Annotated in this window: 24 protein-coding genes and 1 other RNA gene; 12 read left to right on the top strand and 13 right to left on the bottom strand. The window is 70.2% G+C overall.

Annotated elements, in window-relative coordinates:
* Positions 1 to 3: 3 nt before the first annotated feature.
* Positions 4 to 2910, bottom strand: a complete 2907-nt coding sequence (locus BLR46_RS09320) for a bifunctional [glutamine synthetase] adenylyltransferase/[glutamine synthetase]-adenylyl-L-tyrosine phosphorylase (RefSeq protein ID WP_093251335.1) — start codon at positions 2908 to 2910, stop codon at positions 4 to 6.
* 39 nt (positions 2911 to 2949) lie between these two features.
* Here BLR46_RS09320 and BLR46_RS09315 point away from each other — a divergent pair, with 39 nt between their 5' ends.
* On the top strand, positions 2950 to 3372 hold the full coding sequence (locus tag BLR46_RS09315; protein WP_093251334.1) for a sterol carrier family protein: 423 nt from the start codon (positions 2950 to 2952) through the stop codon (positions 3370 to 3372).
* Here the strand turns inward: BLR46_RS09315 and BLR46_RS09310 are convergent.
* Positions 3365 to 4660 carry a glutamine synthetase family protein gene (locus BLR46_RS09310; RefSeq protein ID WP_093251881.1) on the bottom strand — a complete coding sequence of 432 codons (1296 nt, stop codon included), beginning with the start codon at positions 4658 to 4660 and terminating at the stop codon, positions 3365 to 3367. The genes BLR46_RS09315 and BLR46_RS09310 overlap by 8 nt on opposite strands.
* Before the next feature lie 73 nt (positions 4661 to 4733).
* Between BLR46_RS09310 and BLR46_RS09305 the strand changes: the two genes are divergently transcribed.
* The 3 genes from BLR46_RS09305 to BLR46_RS15080 are packed head-to-tail and all read left to right on the top strand — an operon-like array spanning position 4734 to position 6657.
* Positions 4734 to 5567 (top strand): DUF2510 domain-containing protein, encoded by an 834-nt coding sequence (locus tag BLR46_RS09305; protein ID WP_176761728.1) that lies wholly within the window; start codon positions 4734 to 4736, stop codon positions 5565 to 5567.
* A gap of 30 nt (positions 5568 to 5597) precedes the next feature.
* The gene (map, locus tag BLR46_RS09300; protein WP_093251331.1) at positions 5598 to 6446 is read left to right on the top strand and encodes a type I methionyl aminopeptidase; all 849 of its coding nucleotides are present in this window, start codon (positions 5598 to 5600) and stop codon (positions 6444 to 6446) included.
* Between the two features lie 43 nt (positions 6447 to 6489).
* A complete protein-coding gene (locus BLR46_RS15080) occupies positions 6490 to 6657 on the top strand; it encodes a hypothetical protein (RefSeq protein ID WP_176761727.1) in 168 nt (55 codons plus the stop codon).
* On the opposite strand, the gene rnpB is transcribed toward BLR46_RS15080, so the two are convergent.
* Positions 6658 to 7018: RNase P RNA component class A (gene rnpB / locus BLR46_RS09295), an RNA gene on the bottom strand. It lies immediately after the preceding gene.
* Positions 7019 to 7069: 51 nt separating this feature from the next.
* Between rnpB and BLR46_RS09290 the strand changes: the two genes are divergently transcribed.
* A complete protein-coding gene (locus BLR46_RS09290) occupies positions 7070 to 8401 on the top strand; it encodes a TrkH family potassium uptake protein (protein WP_245701626.1) in 1332 nt (443 codons plus the stop codon).
* The gene (locus BLR46_RS09285) at positions 8394 to 9077 is read left to right on the top strand and encodes a potassium channel family protein (protein WP_218118415.1); all 684 of its coding nucleotides are present in this window, start codon (positions 8394 to 8396) and stop codon (positions 9075 to 9077) included. The genes BLR46_RS09290 and BLR46_RS09285 overlap by 8 nt, the downstream gene beginning before the upstream one ends.
* Before the next feature lie 6 nt (positions 9078 to 9083).
* Here BLR46_RS09285 and BLR46_RS09280 read toward each other — a convergent pair whose 3' ends face one another.
* The 5 genes from BLR46_RS09280 to rplM form a co-directional block, all read right to left on the bottom strand.
* Positions 9084 to 10517 (bottom strand): RNB domain-containing ribonuclease, encoded by a 1434-nt coding sequence (locus tag BLR46_RS09280; protein ID WP_093251329.1) that lies wholly within the window; start codon positions 10515 to 10517, stop codon positions 9084 to 9086.
* Positions 10517 to 11257, bottom strand: a complete 741-nt coding sequence (locus BLR46_RS09275) for a zinc ribbon domain-containing protein (RefSeq protein ID WP_093251328.1) — start codon at positions 11255 to 11257, stop codon at positions 10517 to 10519. Before BLR46_RS09275 ends, BLR46_RS09280 begins: the two co-directional genes overlap by 1 nt.
* A 40-nt stretch (positions 11258 to 11297) precedes the next feature.
* The gene (gene glmM / locus BLR46_RS09270) at positions 11298 to 12647 is read right to left on the bottom strand and encodes a phosphoglucosamine mutase (protein WP_093251325.1); all 1350 of its coding nucleotides are present in this window, start codon (positions 12645 to 12647) and stop codon (positions 11298 to 11300) included.
* Positions 12648 to 12745: 98 nt separating this feature from the next.
* Positions 12746 to 13270 (bottom strand): 30S ribosomal protein S9, encoded by a 525-nt coding sequence (gene rpsI / locus BLR46_RS09265; RefSeq protein ID WP_093251323.1) that lies wholly within the window; start codon positions 13268 to 13270, stop codon positions 12746 to 12748.
* 22 nt (positions 13271 to 13292) lie between these two features.
* Positions 13293 to 13736: a 50S ribosomal protein L13 gene (gene rplM, locus BLR46_RS09260; RefSeq protein WP_093251320.1), complete on the bottom strand. Its 444-nt coding sequence runs from the start codon at positions 13734 to 13736 to the stop codon at positions 13293 to 13295.
* 193 nt (positions 13737 to 13929) lie between these two features.
* On the opposite strand from rplM, the gene dtd reads away from it, so the two are divergent.
* Together dtd and BLR46_RS09250 are read left to right on the top strand one after the other, a co-directional pair.
* Entirely contained in the window at positions 13930 to 14364 is a 435-nt protein-coding gene (dtd, locus tag BLR46_RS09255) for a D-aminoacyl-tRNA deacylase (protein ID WP_093251318.1), read from the top strand.
* Between the two features lie 65 nt (positions 14365 to 14429).
* The gene (locus tag BLR46_RS09250) at positions 14430 to 14678 is read left to right on the top strand and encodes a DUF6458 family protein (protein WP_143008262.1); all 249 of its coding nucleotides are present in this window, start codon (positions 14430 to 14432) and stop codon (positions 14676 to 14678) included.
* Positions 14679 to 14756: 78 nt separating this feature from the next.
* Here the strand turns inward: BLR46_RS09250 and BLR46_RS09245 are convergent, their stop codons facing one another.
* Positions 14757 to 15134: a YccF domain-containing protein gene (locus BLR46_RS09245; protein ID WP_093251313.1), complete on the bottom strand. Its 378-nt coding sequence runs from the start codon at positions 15132 to 15134 to the stop codon at positions 14757 to 14759.
* Between the two features lie 78 nt (positions 15135 to 15212).
* On the opposite strand from BLR46_RS09245, the gene trmB reads away from it, so the two are divergent.
* From trmB to BLR46_RS09225, 4 genes are read left to right on the top strand one after another with little or no spacing between them, the layout of a single operon-like run.
* A complete protein-coding gene (trmB, locus tag BLR46_RS09240; RefSeq protein ID WP_245701623.1) occupies positions 15213 to 15923 on the top strand; it encodes a tRNA (guanosine(46)-N7)-methyltransferase TrmB in 711 nt (236 codons plus the stop codon).
* Positions 15920 to 16729 carry a tRNA pseudouridine(38-40) synthase TruA gene (gene truA, locus BLR46_RS09235; protein WP_093251311.1) on the top strand — a complete coding sequence of 270 codons (810 nt, stop codon included), beginning with the start codon at positions 15920 to 15922 and terminating at the stop codon, positions 16727 to 16729. Before trmB ends, truA begins: the two co-directional genes overlap by 4 nt.
* Complete coding sequence (locus BLR46_RS09230; RefSeq protein WP_093251308.1) at positions 16726 to 17310, top strand: class I SAM-dependent methyltransferase; 585 nt, start codon at positions 16726 to 16728, stop codon at positions 17308 to 17310. The genes truA and BLR46_RS09230 overlap by 4 nt, the downstream gene beginning before the upstream one ends.
* Positions 17311 to 17363: 53 nt before the next feature.
* On the top strand, positions 17364 to 17978 hold the full coding sequence (locus BLR46_RS09225) for a superoxide dismutase (protein WP_093251306.1): 615 nt from the start codon (positions 17364 to 17366) through the stop codon (positions 17976 to 17978).
* 54 nt (positions 17979 to 18032) lie between these two features.
* Here BLR46_RS09225 and BLR46_RS09220 read toward each other — a convergent pair whose 3' ends face one another.
* Genes BLR46_RS09220 through BLR46_RS09205 form a run of 4 tightly spaced genes read right to left on the bottom strand, consistent with a single transcriptional unit; the run spans position 18033 to position 21484 of the window.
* Positions 18033 to 18635, bottom strand: a complete 603-nt coding sequence (locus BLR46_RS09220; RefSeq protein WP_143008261.1) for a transglutaminase domain-containing protein — start codon at positions 18633 to 18635, stop codon at positions 18033 to 18035.
* Positions 18628 to 19776 (bottom strand): glycosyltransferase, encoded by a 1149-nt coding sequence (locus tag BLR46_RS09215; protein WP_093251877.1) that lies wholly within the window; start codon positions 19774 to 19776, stop codon positions 18628 to 18630. The genes BLR46_RS09220 and BLR46_RS09215 overlap by 8 nt, the downstream gene beginning before the upstream one ends.
* A 26-nt stretch (positions 19777 to 19802) precedes the next feature.
* Positions 19803 to 20414 carry a response regulator transcription factor gene (locus BLR46_RS09210; protein ID WP_176761726.1) on the bottom strand — a complete coding sequence of 204 codons (612 nt, stop codon included), beginning with the start codon at positions 20412 to 20414 and terminating at the stop codon, positions 19803 to 19805.
* A complete protein-coding gene (locus BLR46_RS09205) occupies positions 20411 to 21484 on the bottom strand; it encodes a sensor histidine kinase (RefSeq protein WP_143008260.1) in 1074 nt (357 codons plus the stop codon). The genes BLR46_RS09210 and BLR46_RS09205 overlap by 4 nt, the downstream gene beginning before the upstream one ends.
* Between the last annotated feature and the right edge of the window lie 15 nt (positions 21485 to 21499).

The following is a 21499-nucleotide window of genomic DNA, read 5'->3' as shown; positions in this document are numbered from 1 at the left end:
CCGCTACTCCCCCCAGAAGAGCCGGGCCACCACCGCGGACGCCCGCCGGGCGAGGCGACGGGTCCGCTCCCCCAACTGCGTGACCGGACCCGACATCCCCAACAGGGCGGAGATCGCGGCGAGCTCGCGCAGGTCTGAGGGCAGCACGTCGCTGGGCCGCCCCCGCACGAGCATGATCGCGTCGCGCAGGCTGCTCGCATGCCGCCAGGCGGCGGCCAGCGCATCGGCGTCCCCCTGCTGCACCAGACCCAGTGCGCGCGCAGCTTCCAGTGCCTCCATGGTGCCGGTGACGCGCAGCTCGGGGTGGGCGTGCGCGTGCTGCAACTGGACCACCTGCACCGTCCACTCGACGTCGCTCAGGCCGCCCGGCCCGAGCTTCAGGTGACGGACGCCGGCGCCGCCCTTCGGGAGCCGCTCGTTCTCCATGCGCGACTTCAGGCGGCGGATCTCCGTGAGTTGCGCGCCTGTGAGACCGCCCTCGGGGTACCGGTAGGGCGCGACGTCGGCCAGCACCGCCGCGGTGAGCCGCTCATCGCCCGCCCCGTGGCGCGCGCGGAGCAGCATCTGGCGCTCCCACGTCGACGCCCACTTGGCGTAGTACGAGGCGTACGAGGAGACGGTCCGCACCGGCGGCCCGTCCGCGCCCTCCGGGCGCAGGTTGGTGTCGAGCGGGAACGCCGGGTCGGGGCCCGGCTTGGCCAGGATCTCGGCGAGCCGCCGCACCAGCCGGCCCGCGGCTGCCAGGTCCTCGCCCTCGGTGCCGTCGGGGACCACGAACATGCAGTCCGCGTCCGACGCGTAGCTGAGCTCCCGTCCACCCCAGCGTCCGAGGGCGACGATCCCCAAGGGTGGTGCGTCGATGTCCCGCCGGGCGACCTCGAGCGCGGCCTCCACCGTGGCCGACCCGATGTCGCTCAGCGCCCGGCCGCAGTCGTCGATGTCGAGCTCGCCGAGCACGTCGGCGATCGCGACGCGGCAGAGCTCCGATCGGCGCATCGCCCGCGCCGAGCCGACCGCCCGCTCGACGTCGTCGTGGCGTGCCGCGGCCTTCTTCAGCGCGTCGGCCAGCTCGGCCCCCTCGGGCAGGCGCAGGTCGTCGGTGGACGCGAGCCAGCGCACCGACTGCGGGGCCCGCTTCAGCAGGTCGACGACGTAGCGGCTCGTCGAGGCGACTTTCGCCAACCGCTGTGCCATGTAGCCCTCGTCGCGCAGCGCACGGAGGTACCAGCTGGAGTCGCCGAGCGCCTCGGAGAGCTGGCGGAAGGAGAGCAACCCGAAGTCGGGGTTCGGGCCGTCGGCGAACCACTCGAGCATGGCCGGCATCAGCTGCCGCTGGATCTCGACCGCCCGGGACGTGCCGCTGGTGAGGGCCTCGATGTGGCCGAGCGCGGACCGAGGGTCGTCGAAGCCGAGCGCCCGGATCCTCGCCATGGCCGATTCGGGCGTGAGCAGGCTCTCGGTGGGCACGGTGGCGAAGACGTCGAGCAGCGGCGAGAAGAAGATACGCTGGCGGAGCCGCCGGACGTCGCGCCGGCTGGCACGCCACCGCGACTCGACTTCCTCCAGCCCGAGCCCCATGGTGCGGGCGATCTCGGCGAGTTCCTCGCGGTCGTCCGGGACGAGGTGGGTCCGCCGGAGGTGCTTGAGCTGGATGCGGTGCTCGAGCAGCCGCTGGAACCGGTAGTGCTGCGCCATCTGGGCCCCGTCGGAACGGCCGATGTAGCCGTACTCGACGAGTTCCGCCAAGGCGGCCAGCGTGCCCCGGGAGCGGATGCGTTCGTCCGCCCGGCCATGGACGAGCTGCAGCAGCTGCACGGTGAACTCGGTGTCCCGCAGTCCCCCGCTGCCCAGCTTGATCTCGTGCTCCTCCTGCGCCGGGGGCACCAGGGAGATGACCCGCTCGCGCATGGCGCGCATCTCGGGCAGGAACCCGTCCCGGTGCCCCGCCTCCCACACCCAGGGCTGCACCATGTCGACGAACTCCTGCCCCAGTTCGAGGTCGCCCGCGGCGGCGCGGCCCTTCAACAGGGCTTGGAACTCCCAGTTCTTCGCCCAGCGGCCGTAGTACGTGCGGAGCGACGCGAGGGTTCGCACGAGGGGCCCGGCGTTCCCCTCGGGCCTGAGGCCGGCGTCCACCGTCCAGATCGTGCCCGCCTTCGTGTGCGCCGAGCAGATCCTCGCCAGCGCCGCCGCGAGCCGGGTCGCCGTCGCCATGGCCCGGTCCGTGCCGACCCCCTCCGCCGGCTCGGCGACGTACATGACGTCCACGTCGGACAGGTAGTTGAGCTCCTGCGCGCCGGTCTTGCCGAACGCGATGACGGCCAGCCGCACGTCGCGCCAGCCCTGCACCTCCGCTCGTGCGAGCGCGAGCGCCACGCGGAGGACGTTGTCGGCCACGTGGCTGAGCTCGAGCGAGACGGAGTCGACGACGGCGGCCGGGTCCTCGGCGGAGAGGTCGCGGGCGGCGACCTCGACCAGCGCCGCCCGGTTGGCGATCCGGAGTTGGTCGCTGTCGACCGTGCAGACGCCGTCGACCACCGGGGTCCACCGGTCGAAGAACGCGCGCCACTGTTCCGCGTCGCGCTGCCCGGGTGCCGCGCGGAGCCCGTCGACCAGCTCCGGCCGGCGGCCGAGGACCTGCGCCAGCACGGACGACGCCCCGGCCACCCGCAGCACGCGACCGCACCACGCGGGGTCATCGCACAGCGACCGGAACCGTTCGGGGTCCCTGGCGCGAAGCTGGTCGAGCGACTGGAGTGCGGAGAACCGGTCACCGACCGGCTCGAAGAGCGAGAGCCCGGGCCGGTCGTCGTCCGCCTCGGGCCAGGACTCCCAGATCCGGGCAGCGGCCGATGGCTCGCGGAACCCGCGGCGGGCGAACTCCGCCACCGGCGACTGCACCCTGCTCATGCTCCGGCAGTCTAGTCGCGGAGGCTAGGATGACGAGTCATGTTCCGCCCAACCCCCGCCGTCGTCGCCGCGCTGACCGACCTCGGGGAGGGTCCCGCCGTCGAGGCCGCGCTCCGCGCGCGCCGCCCGGACCTGACCGACGTGCTGCTGCGGACGGCCGTCGCCCACCCCATGCTGCCACGACCGCTCCTGGCGGCGGCGGTGCGGGCGGCCGCCTCCCGGCTCGGCGAACTACACGGCGGCCACACCATAGAGGTGCGGGTCCCGCCCTACGCGGCCGTCCAGCTGGGTTTCGGCACCGGGCCTCGACACACCCGGGGCACACCGCCCAACGTCGTCGAGATGGCGCCCGGGACGTTCCTCGACGTCGTGACGGGCCGGGTGGCGTTCGCCGACGCCGACGTGCGGGCATCCGGGGCGCACGCCGCCGAGGCGGCGCGGGCGTTCCCGCTGCTCACATGACGGTGATGTGCCGGTCGATCTCCCACTGGCTCGTCTGCCGGCGGTAGTCGTCGAACTCCGCGTACTTGTTGCGCAGGAAGTGGTCGAAGACGTGCTCGCCCAGGGTGTCGGCCACGAGTTCGCTGTTCTCCATGATCCGCAGCGCCCCGTCGAGGTTGCGGGGCAGTTCCTCGATGCCGATGGCGCGCCGCTCCCTGGCCGAGAGGTTGTAGACGAGCTCCTCCGCCTCCTGGGGCAGCGGGTACTCCTCCTCGATACCCTTCAGGCCGGCGCGCAGCAGCACGGCGTAGCCCAGGTAGGGGTTGGCTCCCGAGTCCAGCGCGCGGTACTCGATCCGTGCGCTGGAGGTCTTCCCCGGGGTCCACTGCGGCACGCGGATCAGCGCCGAGCGGTTGGCGCGACCCCACGAGACGTACGCGGGGGCCTCGTCGCCGGCGGCCAGCCGCTTGTACGAGTTCACCCACTGGTTGGTGACGGCGGTGATCTCCGGCGCGTGCCGCAGCAGGCCGGCGATGAAGTGCCGGGCCGTGCGCGAGAGGTGGTACTCGTCGGCCGCGTCGTAGAAGGCGTTGGTGTCGCCCTCGAAGAGGCTCAGGTGGGAGTGCATGCCGGAGCCGGGGAACTGGGTGAACGGCTTGGGCATGAAGGTGGCGTTGATCCCGCGGCTGATCGCCAGTTCCCGGACCACCACCCTGAAGGTCATGATGTTGTCGGCCATGGTGAGGGCGTCGGCGTAGCGGAGGTCGATCTCGTGCTGTCCCGGCGCGCCCTCGTGGTGGCTGAACTCCACCGCGATGCCCATCTCCTCCAGGGTGGTGATGGCCTCCCGGCGGAAGTCGGTGCCCTCCCCCAGCATGGTGTGGTCGAAGTAGCCGCCGCTGTCGAGCGGGACCGGCGGCTGCAGCTGCTTGAGCAGGAAGAACTCGATCTCGGGGTGCACGTAGAACGTGAAGCCGGCGTCGGCGGCGGTGTCCATGGCCCGCTTGAGGACGTAGCGCGGGTCGGCGAAGCTGGGCGAGCCGTCGCGCATCCGGATGTCGCAGAACATGCGGGCGGTGGCGATGCCGTTCTCGTTGCGCCACGGAAGGATCTGGAACGTCGACGGGTCAGGGTGGGCCACCATGTCCGACTCCAGGACCCGGGCGAAGCCCTCGATCGCGGAGCCGTCGAAGCCGACCCCCTCCGCCAGCGCGCCCTCCACCTCGCCCGGCGCGATCGCCACCGACTTCAGGGATCCCAGCACGTCCGAGAACCAGAGCCGGATGAAGCGGACGTTGTGCTCCTCCATCGAGCGGAACACGGCCTCCGATTGCTTGTCCATGTGCTCAGTGTGCCGTAAAGCACGAACTAAGCTCTCCCTCATGAGTCAACCCGGGTGGTACCCAGATCCAGAAGGACGCGGCGGACCCAGGTATTGGGACGGCACGCGGTGGCTGGCCCCCGACGCGCAGGCGCGGCCCCGCGGCAACCGCGGGCTCTGGTGGTTCGTCGCCGGCCTGGTGGTGATCGCCGCGATAGTCCTCGCGCTCGTGCTCGGCCCGCGGGGGTTGGGATTCGGGTCGACCGCGCAGCCCGACACCCGCAGCGAGCGGCCCAGCGTCCAGCCTTGGGACGAGCGCTCCGAGTCCCCCAGCGAACCCGGCGAGACCGACGAGGGGGCGGCCCAGCCCGAGGAGTGCCCCTCGGTGGGTTCACCGGTGAGCCGCGTCGACGCCGACGGCCGGCTGCGCGGCGGAGGACTCTCGGTGGAGGCGCCCACCGCGCCCGGGTGGGAACTGTCGCCCACCTGGATGCCCTGGATGTCCGAGCAGAACTCGGTCACGCGCATGGTGGTGCCGGGGTGGGTCGCGTCCGTCGACGTCGGTACCGTCCGTCACGCCGACGGGTTCACGTCCCCCGAGCGGGCCGCCCGCAACATCATCTCCTGCATGGCGTCGTCGTGGATGTTCCAGGACTTCACGCACAGCGAGACGCTGGCCAGCCAGCCGTTCTCCCTCGATGGGCACGAGGGCTGGTACATCAAGGAGAACGTGTACGTGTCGGGGCGCGAGGTGGCCGGCGACGTGCTCGACGTCTTCGTCCTCGACCTCGGCCGCGACGGGGAGCTGTCCGTCATCGTGGGATGCGCGACGCAGGATCACGACCCCTCGATCAGTGAGGTGCAGGCCGCGCTCGACACCATGCGGGTCGACTGAGCGATTGGCGCCGGACGATAGGATCGGTCCGTGAGCATCGTTACCCCCCACACCATCACGCCCGTGCGCCCGGTGCCGGCCTCCATCACCCGGCCGGAGTACGCCTGGAAGGACGCGCCGAAGCCCTACCGCGGCTCGCACGTCCAGACCGAGGACGTGATCGAGCGGATGCGGGAGGCCGGGAGGATCGCCTCGCAGGCCATGCACGAGGCCGCGAAGGCAATCGCGCCCGGGGTCACCACCGACGAACTCGACCGGATCGCCCACGAGTACATGCTCGACCACGGGGCCTACCCCTCGTCGCTCGGCTACCGCGGGTTCCCCAAGGCGATCTGCACCTCCGTCAACGAGGTGATCTGCCACGGCATCCCGGACATGCGGCCGCTGGAGGACGGTGACCTCGTGAAGATCGACTGCACCGCGTACAAGGACGGCGTCCACGGCGACAACTGCGCCACGTTCTTCTGCGGGGACGTCGACGAGGAGTCGCGGCTCCTCACCGAGCGCACCGAGGAGGCGCTGCACCGCGCGATCCGGGCCGTGAGACCCGGCCGTCCGTTCTCGGTGATCGGCCGCGTGATCGAGGCCTACGCGAAGCGCTTCGGCTACGGCGTCGTCCGCGACTACACCGGCCACGGCGTCCACACGGCCTTCCACTCTGGGCTCGTCGTCCTGCACTACGACGAGCCGCGCCTCGACACCCGCATCGAGAAGGGCATGACCTTCACCATCGAGCCCATGCTGACGCTCGGCGACTACGAGTCGGAGGTCTGGGACGACGGCTGGACCGTCACGACGCTGGACAAGTCGCGCTGCGCGCAGTTCGAGCACTCGATCGTCGTGACGGACGACGGCGCGGAGATCCTGACCCTTCCCTGAAATCCGACGCAACCCGATGTGCCCGCCGGCGCGTATCGGGTGCATGAGGGGAACTAATCCATCGGGTCGGGGGCTCGGCATCGCGATCGTGCTGGCGGCCATGTCGCTCGTCGCGGCGATCGGCGCGGGCGCCGTAGCACCCGACGAGGCGCTGACGCTCCCGGCCGCGCCGCTGCCGGCACAGGCCCCGTCATCGCAACCGGGTGGGTGAGGGACGAGCCGGCCGGTAAGCCGGGTTCTGTCGAGGATGATCATCTATCTGAGGCGACGCGTTGCCGCGCCGCTCTTGCGACCTACCCGGACACCTCGGGCGGGCAGCCCTCGGACGGTGTCCGCGGTCAGCCGTGGCTGACCTTCTTGGTCTTGCTCCCGGTGGGGTTTGCCTAGCCGCCCCGGTCACCCGGGGCGCTGGTGGTCTCTTGCACCACCGTTTCACCCTTACCTGTCGCCAGGCGGTCTGCTTTCTGTGGCACTGTCCCGCGGGTCACCCCGGGTGGGCGTTACCCACCACCGTGCCCTGTGGAGCCCGGACTTTCCTCAGCCCTTGGGGCCGCGATCATCTGGCCGACTCGTCCAAGGGACCATTCTAGCCGTCCCGGGCGCGAGGGCGTACACTCCCGTGCGTGGCCAAGCGCACCTCCGTCCCCCGCCCGGCGCGGACGATCCTCATCGGTTTCCTGCTGGCCCTCCTCATCGGCACCGTCCTGCTCATGCTGCCGCCCTCCACCGTGCAAGAGGGTGGCATCGACCTGCTGCCCGCGCTGTTCACCGCCACCTCGGCGCTGTGCGTCACCGGCTTGATCATCGTCGACACCTCCTCGTACTGGACGCCGTTCGGCCAGGTCGTGATCCTCGCCCTGATCCAGATCGGCGGCTTCGGGGTGATGAGCTTCGCGACCATCCTCGGCTACGGGGTTACGGGGCGGCTGTCGCTGGGCAGCCGGCTCACGACGGCCACGGAGGCGCACCGCCCGGTGGGCAACATCCACACCGTGCTGCTCGGCGTCCTCCGCACCGGGTTCCTCATCGAGCTCGTCGTCTTCCTGGCGCTCACCGCCCGTTTCGTGACGCTGGGCCACGGCGCGGGCCAGTCGCTGTGGCTCGGGCTCTTCCACGCGGTGTCCTCCTTCAACAACGCCGGCTTCGCCCTCTTCCCCGACAACATGATGCAGTTCGTCGGCGACTGGTTCATCGGTGTGCCGCTGATGGCCGCCACCGTCCTCGGCGGGCTCGGCTTCCCCGTGCTGCACCAGTTGGCCAAGGACTTCCGCTGGCCCCGCAAGTGGACCATGAACACCCGTCTGGTGCTCTTCGGGTCCGCCGCACTGCTGGTGCTGTCGTCGATCTTCATCACCGCCGCCGAGTGGACGAACCCAGAGACGCTGGGGCCGCTGCCCGTCGACGAGAAGATCCTCGCCGGCACCTTCCAGGCCGTGCAGACGCGCACCGCCGGCTTCAACTCGGTCGACACCGGCGCGATGCACGACCCGACGCTGTTCGGCATGGACCTGCTGATGTTCATCGGCGGTGGCCCCGCCGGCACGGCCGGTGGCATCAAGATCACCACCGTCCTGGTGCTGTTCTTCATCGCCTGGAGCGAGATCCGCGGCCGGACCGCGGTGAACGTCCTCGGCAAGCGGCTGTCCCGCTCCGTGCACCGGCAGGCCCTCACCGTGCTCCTGCTCGCGTTCGCCGTCGTGTTCACCTCGACCATGCTCATCCTCGCGATGAGCCACTACACGTTGAACGACGTGCTCTTCGAGGTCGTCTCCGCCTTCGGCACCGTCGGCCTGAGCACCGGCATCACGGCGGGCCTCGACGGGGGCAGCCAATTGGTCCTCATCGCGCTCATGATCATCGGGCGGCTCGGGCCGATCACGGTCGCCACCGCCCTCGCCACGCCGGGACGCAGACGCGCCACCGAACTACCCAAGGAAAGGCCGATCATTGGCTAGGTTCACACGCAGGTCGATCCACGACGGCAGCGCGGAGTCCGTCGCGGTGCTGGGGTTGGGCCGGTTCGGCTCCTCCGTGGCACTCGAGCTCATGAGCGTCGGGGCGTCGGTGCTCGGCGTCGACACCGACGAGGAGCTCGTCCAGCGCCACAACGGGCTGCTGACACACGTGGTCAGGGCCGACACCACCGACGAGGTCGCCCTCGACGAGCTCGCCATCCGCGACTTCGAGCGCGTCGTGGTCGCCATCGGCTCGCACCTCGAGGCGAGCATCCTCACCTCGTCGCTGCTGCTGAACATGGGCGTCCGCGAGGTCTGGGCCAAGGCGACGAGCAACGCGCACGGACGCATCCTCACCCAGCTGGGGGTGCCGCACGTCGTCTATCCCGAGCAGGAGATGGGCCGCCGCGTGGCGCACCGGGTGCGAGGGGCGCTCATGGACTACATCGAGACCGGCACCGACTTCGCCCTCGTCCGGACCGAGATCCCCGCCCACCTCGCGGGTGGACGGCTGAACGAGGAAGAGGCCTGGGAACGTCACCACGTCAAGGTGGTGGCGGTGAAGTCGTCCCAGGGCTGGATCCCGGTACTGCGCGACACCATCCTGAACGAGGGCGACCTCGTGCAGGTGGTCGGGCGCACGCGCGACGTGGAGGCCTTCGCCCAGGTCCGCTGATGCGGCTCAGTTGACACGGGTGAGTTTCACGCGCCCCTCGCGGATGTCGACGTGGTCGATCCGGACCCGGATCGTCTCCCCCACATCCTTCGGGTTCGCGCTCACGTGCAGCTCGACCGCGGACACGGGCACCTGCACGGTCCCGCGCCGCGTCTTGGGGTTGACGTCGATGAGGGTGCCCTCGAGCAACTCGCCCTCGCGGCCGAGCAGGACGAGCGCCTCGGCGACGTCCATGACGCCGTTCTCGTACGCGCTGGCGCGCTGCCCGGATCGCGCCATGTCTGCAGGGACGGCGTCCATGCCGGCGCGCACCCAGTCCGGCACGTCCGTCCCGGCGGCCAGCGCCAGGCAGATCTCGAGGACGTACCGGTCCACCAGCCGCCGCAGCGGCGCCGTCACGTGGGCGTACTCGTTGCCCAGGGCGCTGTGCCGCACGTTCCCGCCGGGCACCTCCCCCTCGAAGGCGAGGTAACCGGCCCCACGGAACAGGAAGGTGCACTTCATCAGCACCGCGAGCTCCCGCGGGTCGTTGGGGTCGAGGCGACGGACGAACTCGGGGTAGCTCTCCCCGTCGCGCCAAGGCACGCCGATCGTGGCCGCCGCGCGGCGGAGACGGTCGATGGCTGACTGTTCGGCGGGCGGCAGCGTGCGGAGGATGCCGACCCCGCCCCGTAGCTGCAGATCCGCCGCGGCGAAGCCCGTCATGAGCGAGATCTGCGCATTGTGGTTCTCGACCGGCTGCAGTTCGCGGAAGGCGAGCTCCCAGTGTTCGCCGCGCTCCACGATCTCCTGCTCCGGCAGGTTGAGCGAGATGCCGCCTCGGGCCTCCTCGATCATCTCCCGCAGCTGGCCGACCTCCGGGAGCAGGGCGACGCTGGGGTGCGCCCGCCCGGCGTCGAGGTCCGCCTGCACGCCCGCGTAGTCCAGCTTGTGGCGGTTGAGCACCAGCGCGCGCTCGACCGTCACCTCGCGCACGCGGCCGTCGGGCCCGAGGTGATGGCTCCACAACACCGCGGGCCTCGGCCGGCCGTCGGCGAGCAGCGACCCGGCCTGCTCGCTGAGCGCCGGTGGGTGGAGCGGGATGCGCGCCCCGGGCGCGTACAGCGTCTGCCCGCGCCGGTGCGCCTCGACGTCGATCGGCGAGCCGGGCTCGATCCAGAAACCGACGTCGGCGATGGCGTAGTGGATGAGGTAGCCGTCGTCCTCGCGCTCGATGTGCAGCGCCTGGTCCAGGTCCATCGAGCCGGGCGGGTCGATGGTGACGAACTCGATGTCGGTCCGGTCGACGTGCTGCTCCGGGCTGGGCGGGCGGCGCAGCAGCGCCTCGGCCTGGGCGGTCGCCTCGGGCGGGAACTCGAGGGGCAGCTCGAGCCGCTCCTGCAGCGCCCGGATCGCGGCCCTGGCCGCCTGCGGGACCCGGTCGAGCCGGTGCTGGCGCATCAGAGGCCCGACTGGTCCGTGCGCACGAGGATCCGGTCGCACTCGACACAGCGCAGCACCTCGTCGGCCGGGGCCTTCCGGAACTTGTCGAGGTCGGCGACGGTGAGCGTGAGCTGGCAGCCCCCGCACCTGCCCTGCACCAACCGCGCGGCGCCCAGACCGGTGGCGGCCCGCAGCTTCTCGTAGAGCTTCAGCAGCGGCTCGGGGATCGTGCCGGCCACGGGCTGCCGGGACGCCGTCAGCGACTGCGCCTCCTCCTTGAGCCTGGCGACGGCCTCATCCCGTGCAGCGACTTCCTCTCGGAGGCGCTGCTCGATCTGCTCCTTGCGACGGGCGAGCTCATCGCGGGCGGCGACGGCCTCCTCCGCCCGGCCCATGGCGTCGAGCTGGGCGTCCTCAAGGGTGGAGATGCGGCCCTTGAGGTGCTCGGTCTCCTCGATCAGCCCACGGAGCACCTTCTGGTCGGAGATCGTGCCACCGTCGATGCGTTCCTGGTTGCGCTCGAGCCGGGCCCGGACGGGGACGAGGTCCGCCTCCGCCCGCCGCGCCGCGACCTCCAGGTCGTCCGCGTTCGTGCTGGCCGCGGTGAGTGCGTCGCCGATCTGCTGGCGCTGCTCCATCAGTTCCTGGATCGTGCGGTGCTGCGGCAGGCTCCGGGCGGCGTGCGTCACCCGTGCCATCTCGGAGTCGAGGTCGGCCAGGCGCAGCAGTTGGAGCTGCGCGGAGGGTTCAGCAAGCATGTCGGCTCCTTCGTTGTCGAGTTGATCCTAGTCGCGGGCCCTACAGGGCGAGCCGATGCTTCACCACGTCGGCCAGTTCGCCGGCGATCGAGTCCGCCAGCTCCTGGGTCTCGGCCTCGACCATCACGCGCACCACCGGCTCGGTGCCGGACGGGCGCAGCAGCACGCGGCCGGAGTCCCCCAGCCGCTGGGCGGCCGCGCTGACCGCCTGGTTCACGTCGTTGTCGATGCCGGCGCGGAGCTTGTCGACGCCGCGGACGTTGATGAGCGCCTGCGGCAGCACCGTCATGACGGACGCCAGTTCGCGCAGCGTCTTGCCGGTGGCCACCATCCGCGCGGCGAGGTGCAGACCGGTCAACGTGCCGTCGCCGGTGTTGGCGTAGTCGTTGATGATCACGTGCCCGGACTGCTCCCCGCCCAGCGCGAAGCCGTTGGCGTTCATGGACTCGAGCACGTAGCGGTCGCCGACCTTGGTCTGGTCCACCCGGATGCCGTGTTCCCGCATCGCGTTGATCAGGCCGAGGTTGCTCATGACGGTGGCGACGAGCGTGTCGGCGTGCAGCCGGTGCTGCTCCTTCAGCGCGATGGCGAGGATGGCGAGGATCTTGTCACCGTCGACGATGTCGCCCTCGTGGTCAACCGCGAGGCAGCGGTCCGCGTCACCGTCGAGTGCGATCCCGAGGTCCGCGCCCGTCTGGCGCACCTTCTCCACCAGCGACTCCATGTGCGTCGAGCCGCAGCCGTCGTTGATGTTGATGCCATCGGGCGCGTTGTGGATCGCGGTGACCTCCGCGCCGAGTTCGGTGAAGGCGTCGACGGCCGTCCGCGAGGCGGCGCCGTTGGCGCAGTCGAGCACCACGCGCAGCCCGTCGAGCCGGGCGCCGGCCAGTGAGCCGGTCAGGTGGTCGATGTACTTCCGCACGGCCTGCCCGTCGGGGCGCACACGGCCGACGCGGTCGCCGTAGGGCCGCTCCCAGTGCTCGCCCATGCGTGCCTCAATCGCGTCCTCGAGGTAGTCGTCGAGCTTCACTCCACCTCGGGAGAAGAACTTGATGCCGTTGTCCTGCATCGGGTTGTGGGAGGCGGAGATCATGACGCCCAGGTCCGCGTTCAACTCATCGACGAGGAACGCCACGGCCGGGGTGGGGACGACGTCCACCAACGTCACGTCGATGCCCGCCGACGCGAGGCCGGCGACGACCGCCGCCTCGAGGAACTCCCCGCTGGCACGGGGGTCGCGGCCGACGATGGCGAACGGCCTGCCGCTCTTCAGGGCCCCGGCTTCCCCGAGTACGTGTGCCGCAGCCACGGAGAGGTCGAGTGCGAGTTCCGCGGTGAGTTCGACGTTCGCGGTGCCGCGGACGCCGTCGGTTCCAAAGAGACGTGCCATAGGTAGTGACTCTACCGAGGATGGGCGCGCCACTGCCAACAAAGCGAAGGTGCCCGCCTCCCTCGCGGGAGACGGGCACCTTCGATGGAACCGGTGTATCAGCGCTTGCTGTACTGGGGCGCCTTGCGGGCCTTCTTGAGACCGGCCTTCTTGCGCTCCTTGATGCGGGCGTCACGCGAGAGCATGCCGGCCTTCTTCAGTGCCGGACGGGAGGCCTCGGCGTCGACGGCGTTCAGCGCACGGGCGATGCCCAGACGCAGCGCGCCGGCCTGGCCGGTGATGCCGCCACCGTCGATGCGCACGATCACGTCGTAGGCGCCGACGAGGCCGGCGATCACGAAGGGCTCGTTCACCGTCTGCTGGTGCAGCTTGTTCGGGAAGTAGTCCTCGAGGGTGCGGCCGTTGACGGTCCAGTTGCCGGAACCCGGAACGATCCGGACGCGGGCGACGGCCTCCTTGCGGCGGCCGACTGCGGCGCCGGGGGCGACGACGGCCGGGCGGGCCTGGGTGCCCTCCGCGACGGCGGGGTTGGCATCGGAGCGGTACGCGATCTCGCGGTCCTGCTCATCGGTGAACGGGACGAACTCGTCGCCCACGGTCTCCTCAACAACTTCTGTGCTCATGGGTAAGGTCTCTGCGCTCTCGTTACTGGGCGATCTGGGTGATCTCGTACGGCTGCGGCTTCTGCGCAGCGTGCGGGTGCTCGGGGCCGGAGTACACCTTGAGCTTGCTGATCAGCTGACGCGACAGCTTGTTCTTCGGCAGCATGCCCCAGACCGCGCGCTCGACTGCCTTGCGCGGGTCCTTCTCCAGGAGTTCGCCGATCGACACCGACTTGAGGCCGCCCGGACGACCCGAGTGCGAGTGACGCAGCGAGTCGGCGCGCTTGTTGCCGGTGAGGGCGATCTTGGAGGCGTTGACGACGATGACGAAGTCGCCACCGTCGACGTGCGGTGCGAAGGTGGCCTTGTGCTTACCGCGCAACAGCGTCGCAGCGGTGACGGCGAGACGCCCGAGGACGACATCCTCGGCATCGATCACATGCCAGTTCCGGGCGATTTCGCCTGGCTTTGGGGTGTACGTAGACACGGACGTAGACCAACTTCCAATTTGTTTACTTCTTGCCTGAGTGGTTGCTTGCACGGGGCACGTGAGCCAGCCCACCTAGGCGCGCAACAGCTAGTCATTCTAGGTGCTTGCATGCCCATGGTCAAAATCGGGCGGCGGCGTGAACTCCCCGCGCCCGCCAAGTATGCCAGCCGGAGCGCTATCGTCGAAACCCATGAGGATCGTTGTGCAGCGAGCGAGCTCCGGGCGGGTGCGGGTGGACGGCGAGGTCGTGGGCGCCCTGCCCTCCCCCGGCCTGGTGCTCCTGGTGGGGATCACCCACCACGACACCGTCGAGACCGGCGCCAGGCTCGCACGGAAGCTGTGGGGGCTGAGGATCCTGGAGGGCGAGGTCTCCGCGTCCGACGTGCAGGCCCCCATCCTCGCGGTGAGCCAGTTCACGCTCTATGCCGACACCAGGAAGGGCCGCCGTCCCTCCTGGTCGAGGGCGGCGCCGCCGGCGGTGAGCGAGCCGCTGTTCGACGCCTTCGTCGATTCCCTGCGGGGCCTCGGCGCCCACGTGGAGACGGGACGCTTCGGCGCGATGATGGAGGTGGAACTGGTGAACGACGGGCCGGTCACCATCCTCCTCGACTCGGACGACCGCTGACGCCGACCGAAATAGTGTGCCAATTGCCGATGACTTGCACGTATGGCTGAACTATCGTTTTCAATATGAATTACGTGAACATCGGTGGCCCCATCGCACTCGGTATCCTCGGTGCCGTTCTCGCCTTCGCGGTGTCCGACATCATCGAAGGGGTCGACCTGACCGCCATCGGATACATCCTGATCGTCGGAGCGCTGATCTGGCTGCTCCTCGGTCTCGTGTTCAACAGCCGCGCGCGTTCGGTGCGCACGGCCGAGCACCACACCCAGACGCCCACCGGCGAGCACGTCGAGCGTGAGACCCGCGAGGGCTGACCCCTTCCCCACTCATTCGACCAAGCAAAAGCGGCCCCGGAACATTCCGGGGCCGCTTTTCCATTGCCGAAGGGCCGGTCAGAACGCCGAATCGACGATCTCCTTCCCGAAGGGGAAACAGCTCACGGGAATCATCTTCAGGCTGACGACCGCGTTCGTGAGCCCGATGATGGTGACCGCCTGGCCCAGCGCGGCGACCACGTGCACGAGCGCCAGCGCCCAGCCGATGAGCACGAACCAGACGACGTTGACGACCGTGGTGAGCGCACCGGCGCCCGGCTTGCGCACCACCGCCTTCCCGAACGGCCACACCACGTAGGCCGCCATGCGCATGAAGGCCACGCCGACGGGAATGGTGACGATGAGCAGGCAGCTGATGACGCCGACGATGAGGTAGGCCAGGGCGAGCCAGATCCCGCCGAACAGCAGCCAGATGATGTTGAGGACAGTCCGCATGTTTCCTCCCTAGGGTTCGACTCTCACACTACCCAGTCCGCCACCGCTCCGGCCGGGGAACTTGGCTACAGTGTTCCGGTGACAGATCGAGTGCACCGGCAAGTCGTGAGCTTCGTGCGCCGCAGCGCGCGGATGAACGACTCCCAGCGGGGCGCATGGGATCGCCATGCCGCGGACTTCGTCGTCGACGTGCCGCCCGCCGAACTCTCCACCTCCATCGCCGACGGGGCGAGCGTTGACTGGGTCCGCGAGTTCGGCCGACGAGCCGACCTGATCGTCGAGATCGGCTCGGGCGCCGGCGACTCCCTCGTGCCGATGGCGGCGGCCCGTCCCGAGGCCGACGTCGTCGCGTTCGAGGTCTTCGAACCGGCGGTGGCCTCCACCCTCGGCCGGATCGGCCGGGAGGGCCTGACCAACGTGCGGATCGTCGTCGCCGACGGTGCGCAGGGTCTCGGGAGGCTGTTCGACGACGGCACCATCAGCGAGGTCTGGACGTTCTTCGCTGACCCGTGGCACAAGTCGCGGCACCACAAGCGCCGGCTCGTCTCGGGGGCGTTCGGGGACGTCGTCGCGCGGAAGCTCGTGCCTGGGGGCGTCTGGCGGCTCGCGACCGACTGGGAGGATTACGCGCTCTGGATGCGCGAGGAGCTCGACGACCACGCACTCCTCGAGAACGTGCACGGCGGCTGGGCGCCACGCCTCGCCGATCGCCCCGTCACGAAGTACGAGTCTCGCGGGATCGCGGCCGGCCGCCGCATCTACGACCTCACCTACCGGCGGCGGGCATGAGGTTGCGTCTGGACATGGCCTACGACGGCCGCGACTTCCACGGCTGGGCCCGCCAGCCGGGGCTGCGGACCGTGCAGGGCGAGCTCGAGCACTGGATCACCCGGGTGCTGCGGCTCGACACCCCGGCGGAGCTCGTCGTCGCCGGACGCACCGACGCGGGCGTGCATGCCCGCGGGCAGGTGGCCCACGTCGACGTCGACGACGACGCTGACGGAGCGTCCCTGCTGAGGAGGCTGCGCCGGGTCCTGCCCGACGACGTGGTCGTGACGGGCGTCGGCCGGGCGCCCGAGGGATTCGACGCCCGCTTCTCCGCCCTCTGGCGCCGCTACAGCTACCGCGTCCTGCCTGCCACGGCGACCCCGGACCCGCTGGACCGCGGCCACGTCGTCCGGCTCGCGCACGACGTCGACCTCGACCTGCTCCGTTCGGCCGCTCCCCTGCTCCTGGGCCTGCGCGACTTCGCACCGTTCTGCAAGCCGCGGGAGGGTGCGACGACCATTCGCGAACTGCGGGAGCTCTCGGCCTCCGAGGTCCCGGGCGGCGTCATCGAGATCCGACTGCTGGCGGACGCCTTCTGCCACTCCATGGTCCGGTCGTTGGTCGGCGCCCTCATGGCGGTGGCCGGGGGGCGGCGCCCCGTCGAGTGGCTGGCGACCGTCGCGGCACACCCCTCGCGCCACAACGAGGTCGTGGTCATGCCGCCGCATGGCCTCGTCCTCGAGGAGGTCGGCTACCCACCCGACGCGGAGCTGGCGGCCCGCGCCGCCGAGGCGCGGGCCGTGCGGACATTGGAGGGCGAATCGTGAGCCACTACTTCGAGACGGGCGAGGGCCCGCTGGTCACCCGCGAGATCACCGCCCAGGTGTTCGGTCGCGAGCTGGGGTTCACCACTGCGCGCGGCGTCTTCTCCGGGTCGCGCCTCGACCCCGGCACGTCGGTCCTGCTGCGCGAGGTGTCCCCGCCCCAGTCGGGACACCTCCTCGACCTCGGCTGCGGCTTCGGGCCCATCGCCGTCGGGCTGGCGGTCGCCTCGCCCGGCGTCACCGTCGAGGCGGTCGACGTCAACGAGAAGGCCGTGGAACTCACGCGCATGAACGCCGAGCGGCACCAGGTGGCCGACCGGGTCAGCGCCGCGAGCACGGCAGCCGGCCCGTTCGACGAGATCTGGTCGAATCCCCCGATCCGCATCGGCAAGGAGGCACTGCACGAACTGCTCCTGGCCTGGCTCCCCCGTCTCAAGCCCGACGGGGTCGCCTGGCTGGTGGTCGGCAAGAACCTCGGCGGCGACTCACTGGCGAAATGGCTCACCGCGCAGGGATGGCCGACGGAGAAGTTCGCCTCCGCGAAGGGGTTCCGAATACTCAAGACCACTTGGGCCCGGGAATAAATTGCCTAGGATGGGACTTGTCGCCATTGAACGTTCTGAAAGGAATACAGGCTATGACATACACCCTTCCCGATCTTGATTACGACTACGGTGCACTGGCGCCCCACATCGCGCCGGAGATCATGGAGCTGCACCACAGCAAGCACCACGCCACCTACGTCAAGGGGATCAACACCGCGCTCGAGCAGCTCGCCGAGGCCCGCGAGTCCGGCAACCTGGGTGCGGTGAACAAGCTGAGCAAGGACGCCGCATTCCACCTGGGTGGCCACATCAACCACTCGGTGTTCTGGAAGAACATGTCCCCCGACGGCGGCGGCCGCCCCGAGGGCGAGATCGCCTCGGCGATCGACGAGTACTTCGGCAGCTTCGAGGGCTTCCAGAAGCACTTCAACGCCGTCGCCAACGGCGTCCAGGGCTCCGGTTGGTCGATCCTCGTGTGGGACACCCTCGGTGGCCGGATGAACATCAACCAGCTCTTCGACCAGCAGGGCAACCTGCCGGCTTCGCAGATCCCGCTGCTGCAGCTGGACATGTGGGAGCACGCCTACTACCTGCAGTACAAGAACGTGAAGGGCGACTACGTGGACGCCTGGTGGAACGTCGTCAACTGGACCGACGTCACCGAGCGGTTCAAGAAGGCCCAGGCGGCCGGCCAGGCCCTCGCCTGACCCGTACCGCTGACAGAGGGGCGCGCCGGCTTGGCCGGCGCGCCCCTTCTCGTGTCAGGCGGAGTGTTCGTGGTAGACCCAGCGGGGAACCCGTTTGCCGGTCAGCCACGCCTTCCAGACGGTGTAGACGACGAAGACCATGAGGGCCAGGCCCCCGGCCAGTCGGGTGCGGGCCCGCATGGGCAGCTCGTCGGTCAGGGCGACGAACCCCACCCGGCCGACACGGTTGTCGGGCGAGGAGGCGCAGGCGTTGCGCCAGTGCCCGCCGATGCGCACCTTCACCCAGGTGTGCCCGCTCATGAACCACGGCCGGTTGAACCCGCGCACCCGCGCCGCGTGGACCAGGCGCGCGTCGAAGCCGAGGCGGCGCAGGAGCAGCAGCAGCACGGTGTTGTACTGGTGCGACCAGCCCCGCCCCCGCGCGAGGGCGCGCTCCGGGTCCTCCCAGAGGTGCCAGGCGGAGTGCCGCCGGAAGGCGAGCGCGACCTCGCGGATGGCCTGGTTCGCGAGCTCCGGGCCCTCGGCCCCGGAGTCCCGCAGCCGGCGCTCCAGCTCGGCGAGCGTCGTGCCGGTGGCGCGCGTCCTCGGGGCCCGCAGCGCGACGGCGCCGGCCATGGCCAGGGCTGCGAGCACCAGTACCCAGAGGAGCCTACGCACGGTATGTCCCTTCTCCGAATGCGCTGAGCCGCCGGTGCGGGGCCTCCTGCGCCAGCCGCTCGTGGAGCGCGATCATCTTCGCCACCGCCCGGTCCCAACTGTACTGTTCGGCGCGGCGCCGGGCGGCACGCCGGAGGTCGGGGCCCAGACGCGGCAGCAGCGTCTCCACCGCGTCGGCCAACGCCACCGGGTCCGGGTCGGCGCTGGCCCCCGACGAGGAGTCGATCAGTTCCTGGGCCCCACCCCGGTTGGAAGTGACGACCGGGGTCCCTGACGCGAGCGCCTCGAGGACCGCGAGCCCGAAGGTCTCGGCCGGGCACACAGACAACGAGATGTCGGAGGAGGCGAAGCGCTTCGCCACCTCCTCGCGGCCGGGGACGAAGCCGCGGAAGAACACGGGCGCGTCCCCGGCTGCCGCCTCGAGTTCGGCCTGGTCGGGCCCGGTGCCGTACATGTCCAGACGGATGCGGTGACCGCGCTCGTGCAGCTCCACCGCCGTCTCGACCGCCAGCTGGGGCGACTTCTCATGGCTGAGCCTGCCGACGTAGCAGAGTTTCAGCACGCCGTCGTCGTCGGGCGACCCCACGGAGGGATGGAACGTCTCCAGGTCCACCCCCAGCGGCACCAGCTCCAAGTTGGCCCCGCTGTCCTCGAACTCCTCGGCGGCGAACCGGCTCGTGACCACGACGCTGTCGAACTCCTTGGCGAGGCGACGGTTCATCGCCCCGACGGCCGCCTCGACACCGAACGAGCGCCGGACCCACATGGCGAGCATGTCCGAGAGTCGCTCGTGGCTGAAGAGCACCGAACCGACGGCGTGCTTCCGCGCCCATCGCCCCGCCGGGGACAGCGTCCACTTGTCCGAGACCTCGATGTTGGTGGGGCGGAACCGGTCCAGCACGTCGAGGGCGCGCCACGGCCGGAAGATCATCCGGTACTGCTCGGTCACCTTCGGGGCACGGACCCGGACGATGATGCCCTCCTCGGTCTCGAGCACCTCGTCGCGCTCCCCCGGCTGCACGAAGATCCGCTCGTGCCCCGCCGCTACGTAGCCCTTGCCCAGTTGCTCGATGACCACCTTCATCCCACCGGAGGTGGGGCCGACGAAGTTGGCCAACTGGGCGATACGCATGTCTGCAATGGTCCCACAAGGCGTGGACCAAGGCCTCAGGCGCGCAGCCCGTACAGCTTGGCGACGAGTTGGGCGCGCGAGGCGACACCGAGGGCGGTCATGATCCGGGCGGCGCGCTTCTTCGTGCCGGAGACGCTCATCTCCACGTCGGCGGCGATCTCCTCGTAGCTGCGCCCGGCGCACAGCAGGTCGACGATCCGCTCGTCGACGTCGTCCATCGCCATGCCGTGGAAGTCCGAGGGGTCGATGACGGGCCGCGCCGATCGCTGCAGGATCCCGGGTGCCACGACGGTGAAGCCGTCCATGACCGAGCGGATGACGTGACGCAGTTGCTCGGGTGTCGCGTCCTTGTTCAGGTACGCGCTGGCACCGGAGTCGAGGGACTCGCTCAGCCGGTCATCGCCGAACGCGGTCAGCAGGATGACCTTGGCCTCCGGCCGCCGCTCCCGGAGTGCGCGGGCGGTCTCGCGCCCGTCGAGACCCGGCATGCGGAGGTCCACCAGCCACACGTCGACCTCGGCGTCGGCGGCGACCGCCTCCTCGCCGGAGCCGCAGCGTGCGACGACGTCCAGGTCCTCACCGGCCAACGTCTCGGACAACAGCTCGCGGACGAGCGGATCGTCGTCGCATATCCCCACTCGGATCACTGGTGCTCCCCCTCGCCCGGCGCCAACTGTTGCTTCGGGAGGCTGATCCTGGTGATCCATTCGGCCCCCCGCCGCTTCGTACTCACCTCCCCGCCCAACATCGCGGCCCGCTGGCGCATGGCGCCGAGCCCGAGCGATGGTCCCCTCTGGACGGAGGTGGTGTTGACAACGATGTTAGCGACCTCCATGCAGAACCGCGAGGCGTTCTCGTCGAAGGTGACCCGGACGTCGCCTGCCCCATGCTTGCTGGCGTTGTGGATCGCCTCCCTCAGGATGCGTCCACCGACGGCATCGCCGAGGTACTCCGGCTTGGGCGCACTGCCCTCGACGACGAGCCCGCGCCCCATCGTCGCGAGCTCCTTCGCCCCCTCCGCAAGGGCGGTGTGGATGCTCAACACGCGCGACGAGCCGGAGCCCAGCTGTCCCGCCGTGTCCCGCAGGAACTGGGCGGCGGAGCGGCTGTGCTGGGCGATCTGCTCCAACTCCTCCACCGTCGCGCCGCCTCGTCGCTTGGCGGCCTCGATGCGCATGGAGATGATCGTGAGGTCGCGGGCCACGAAGTCGTGCAGGTCCCAGGCGAGCTCGAGGCGGGCGCGGTGGTGCTTCTCCCGCTCCTTCAACGCCGCCAGCTGGGCCTGACCGTTGAAGGACAGGCCGATCGCCCAGGCGATTCCTGCCCCGAGCAGCCAGGGGAACAGCGCGTCCACCGGCCCGAGGCCGAGCCGGAAGGACACCGACGCGCCGACGATCACCGTCATCACGGTGTGCGCGGCGGCCATGCGCAACTCGCGGTCGCGCAGCACGGCGATGACCGCGATGAAGGACAGGACGCCGATGACCCCGTAGGTCGCCGGGTCGAGCAGGAGGCTGCAGAGCAGCGCGGCCAGCATCATCGCCAGCCCCCAGCGACGGTGGCGCGTGGTGACGACCACGGCGCCGAAGGCGGCCACGTCGAGGAGGAACGCCAGTGGGTGGAAGTCCCGGCTGCCGACCTCGGGCAGCCATGCGCTCAGCCAGAGGAGCCCGAGGCTGATCTCGGCGCCCCCGCCCTGGAACATCCGCCGTAGCACGGACTACAGCATAGG

This window comes from Tessaracoccus oleiagri, assembly GCF_900103275.1.
In the GTDB taxonomy this organism is placed as follows: Bacteria; Actinomycetota; Actinomycetes; order Propionibacteriales; family Propionibacteriaceae; genus Arachnia; species Arachnia oleiagri.
The sequence above is the reverse complement of the archived record's forward strand: the minus strand, read 5'-3'. Positions and strand labels throughout refer to the sequence as shown.

Excerpts from the sequence above, each read along its gene's own strand:
- BLR46_RS09315 (WP_093251334.1), top strand. The coding sequence starts at position 2,950 with ATGTTCCGCCCAACCCCCGCCGTCGTCGCCGCGCTGACCGACCTCGGG.
- BLR46_RS09250 (WP_143008262.1), top strand. The coding sequence starts at position 14,430 with ATGAATTACGTGAACATCGGTGGCCCCATCGCACTCGGTATCCTCGGT.
- glmM (WP_093251325.1), bottom strand. The coding sequence starts at position 12,647 with ATGGCACGTCTCTTTGGAACCGACGGCGTCCGCGGCACCGCGAACGTC.
- BLR46_RS09310 (WP_093251881.1), bottom strand. The coding sequence starts at position 4,660 with ATGGAGGAGCACAACGTCCGCTTCATCCGGCTCTGGTTCTCGGACGTG.
- BLR46_RS09280 (WP_093251329.1), bottom strand. The coding sequence starts at position 10,517 with ATGCGCCAGCACCGGCTCGACCGGGTCCCGCAGGCGGCCAGGGCCGCG.
- BLR46_RS09245 (WP_093251313.1), bottom strand. The coding sequence starts at position 15,134 with ATGCGGACTGTCCTCAACATCATCTGGCTGCTGTTCGGCGGGATCTGG.
- BLR46_RS09320 (WP_093251335.1), bottom strand. The coding sequence starts at position 2,910 with ATGAGCAGGGTGCAGTCGCCGGTGGCGGAGTTCGCCCGCCGCGGGTTC.
- truA (WP_093251311.1), top strand. The coding sequence starts at position 15,920 with ATGAGGTTGCGTCTGGACATGGCCTACGACGGCCGCGACTTCCACGGC.
- dtd (WP_093251318.1), top strand. The coding sequence starts at position 13,930 with ATGAGGATCGTTGTGCAGCGAGCGAGCTCCGGGCGGGTGCGGGTGGAC.
- BLR46_RS15080 (WP_176761727.1), top strand. The coding sequence starts at position 6,490 with ATGAGGGGAACTAATCCATCGGGTCGGGGGCTCGGCATCGCGATCGTG.
- rpsI (WP_093251323.1), bottom strand. The coding sequence starts at position 13,270 with ATGAGCACAGAAGTTGTTGAGGAGACCGTGGGCGACGAGTTCGTCCCG.
- BLR46_RS09275 (WP_093251328.1), bottom strand. The coding sequence starts at position 11,257 with ATGCTTGCTGAACCCTCCGCGCAGCTCCAACTGCTGCGCCTGGCCGAC.
- BLR46_RS09225 (WP_093251306.1), top strand. The coding sequence starts at position 17,364 with ATGACATACACCCTTCCCGATCTTGATTACGACTACGGTGCACTGGCG.
- BLR46_RS09305 (WP_176761728.1), top strand. The coding sequence starts at position 4,734 with ATGAGTCAACCCGGGTGGTACCCAGATCCAGAAGGACGCGGCGGACCC.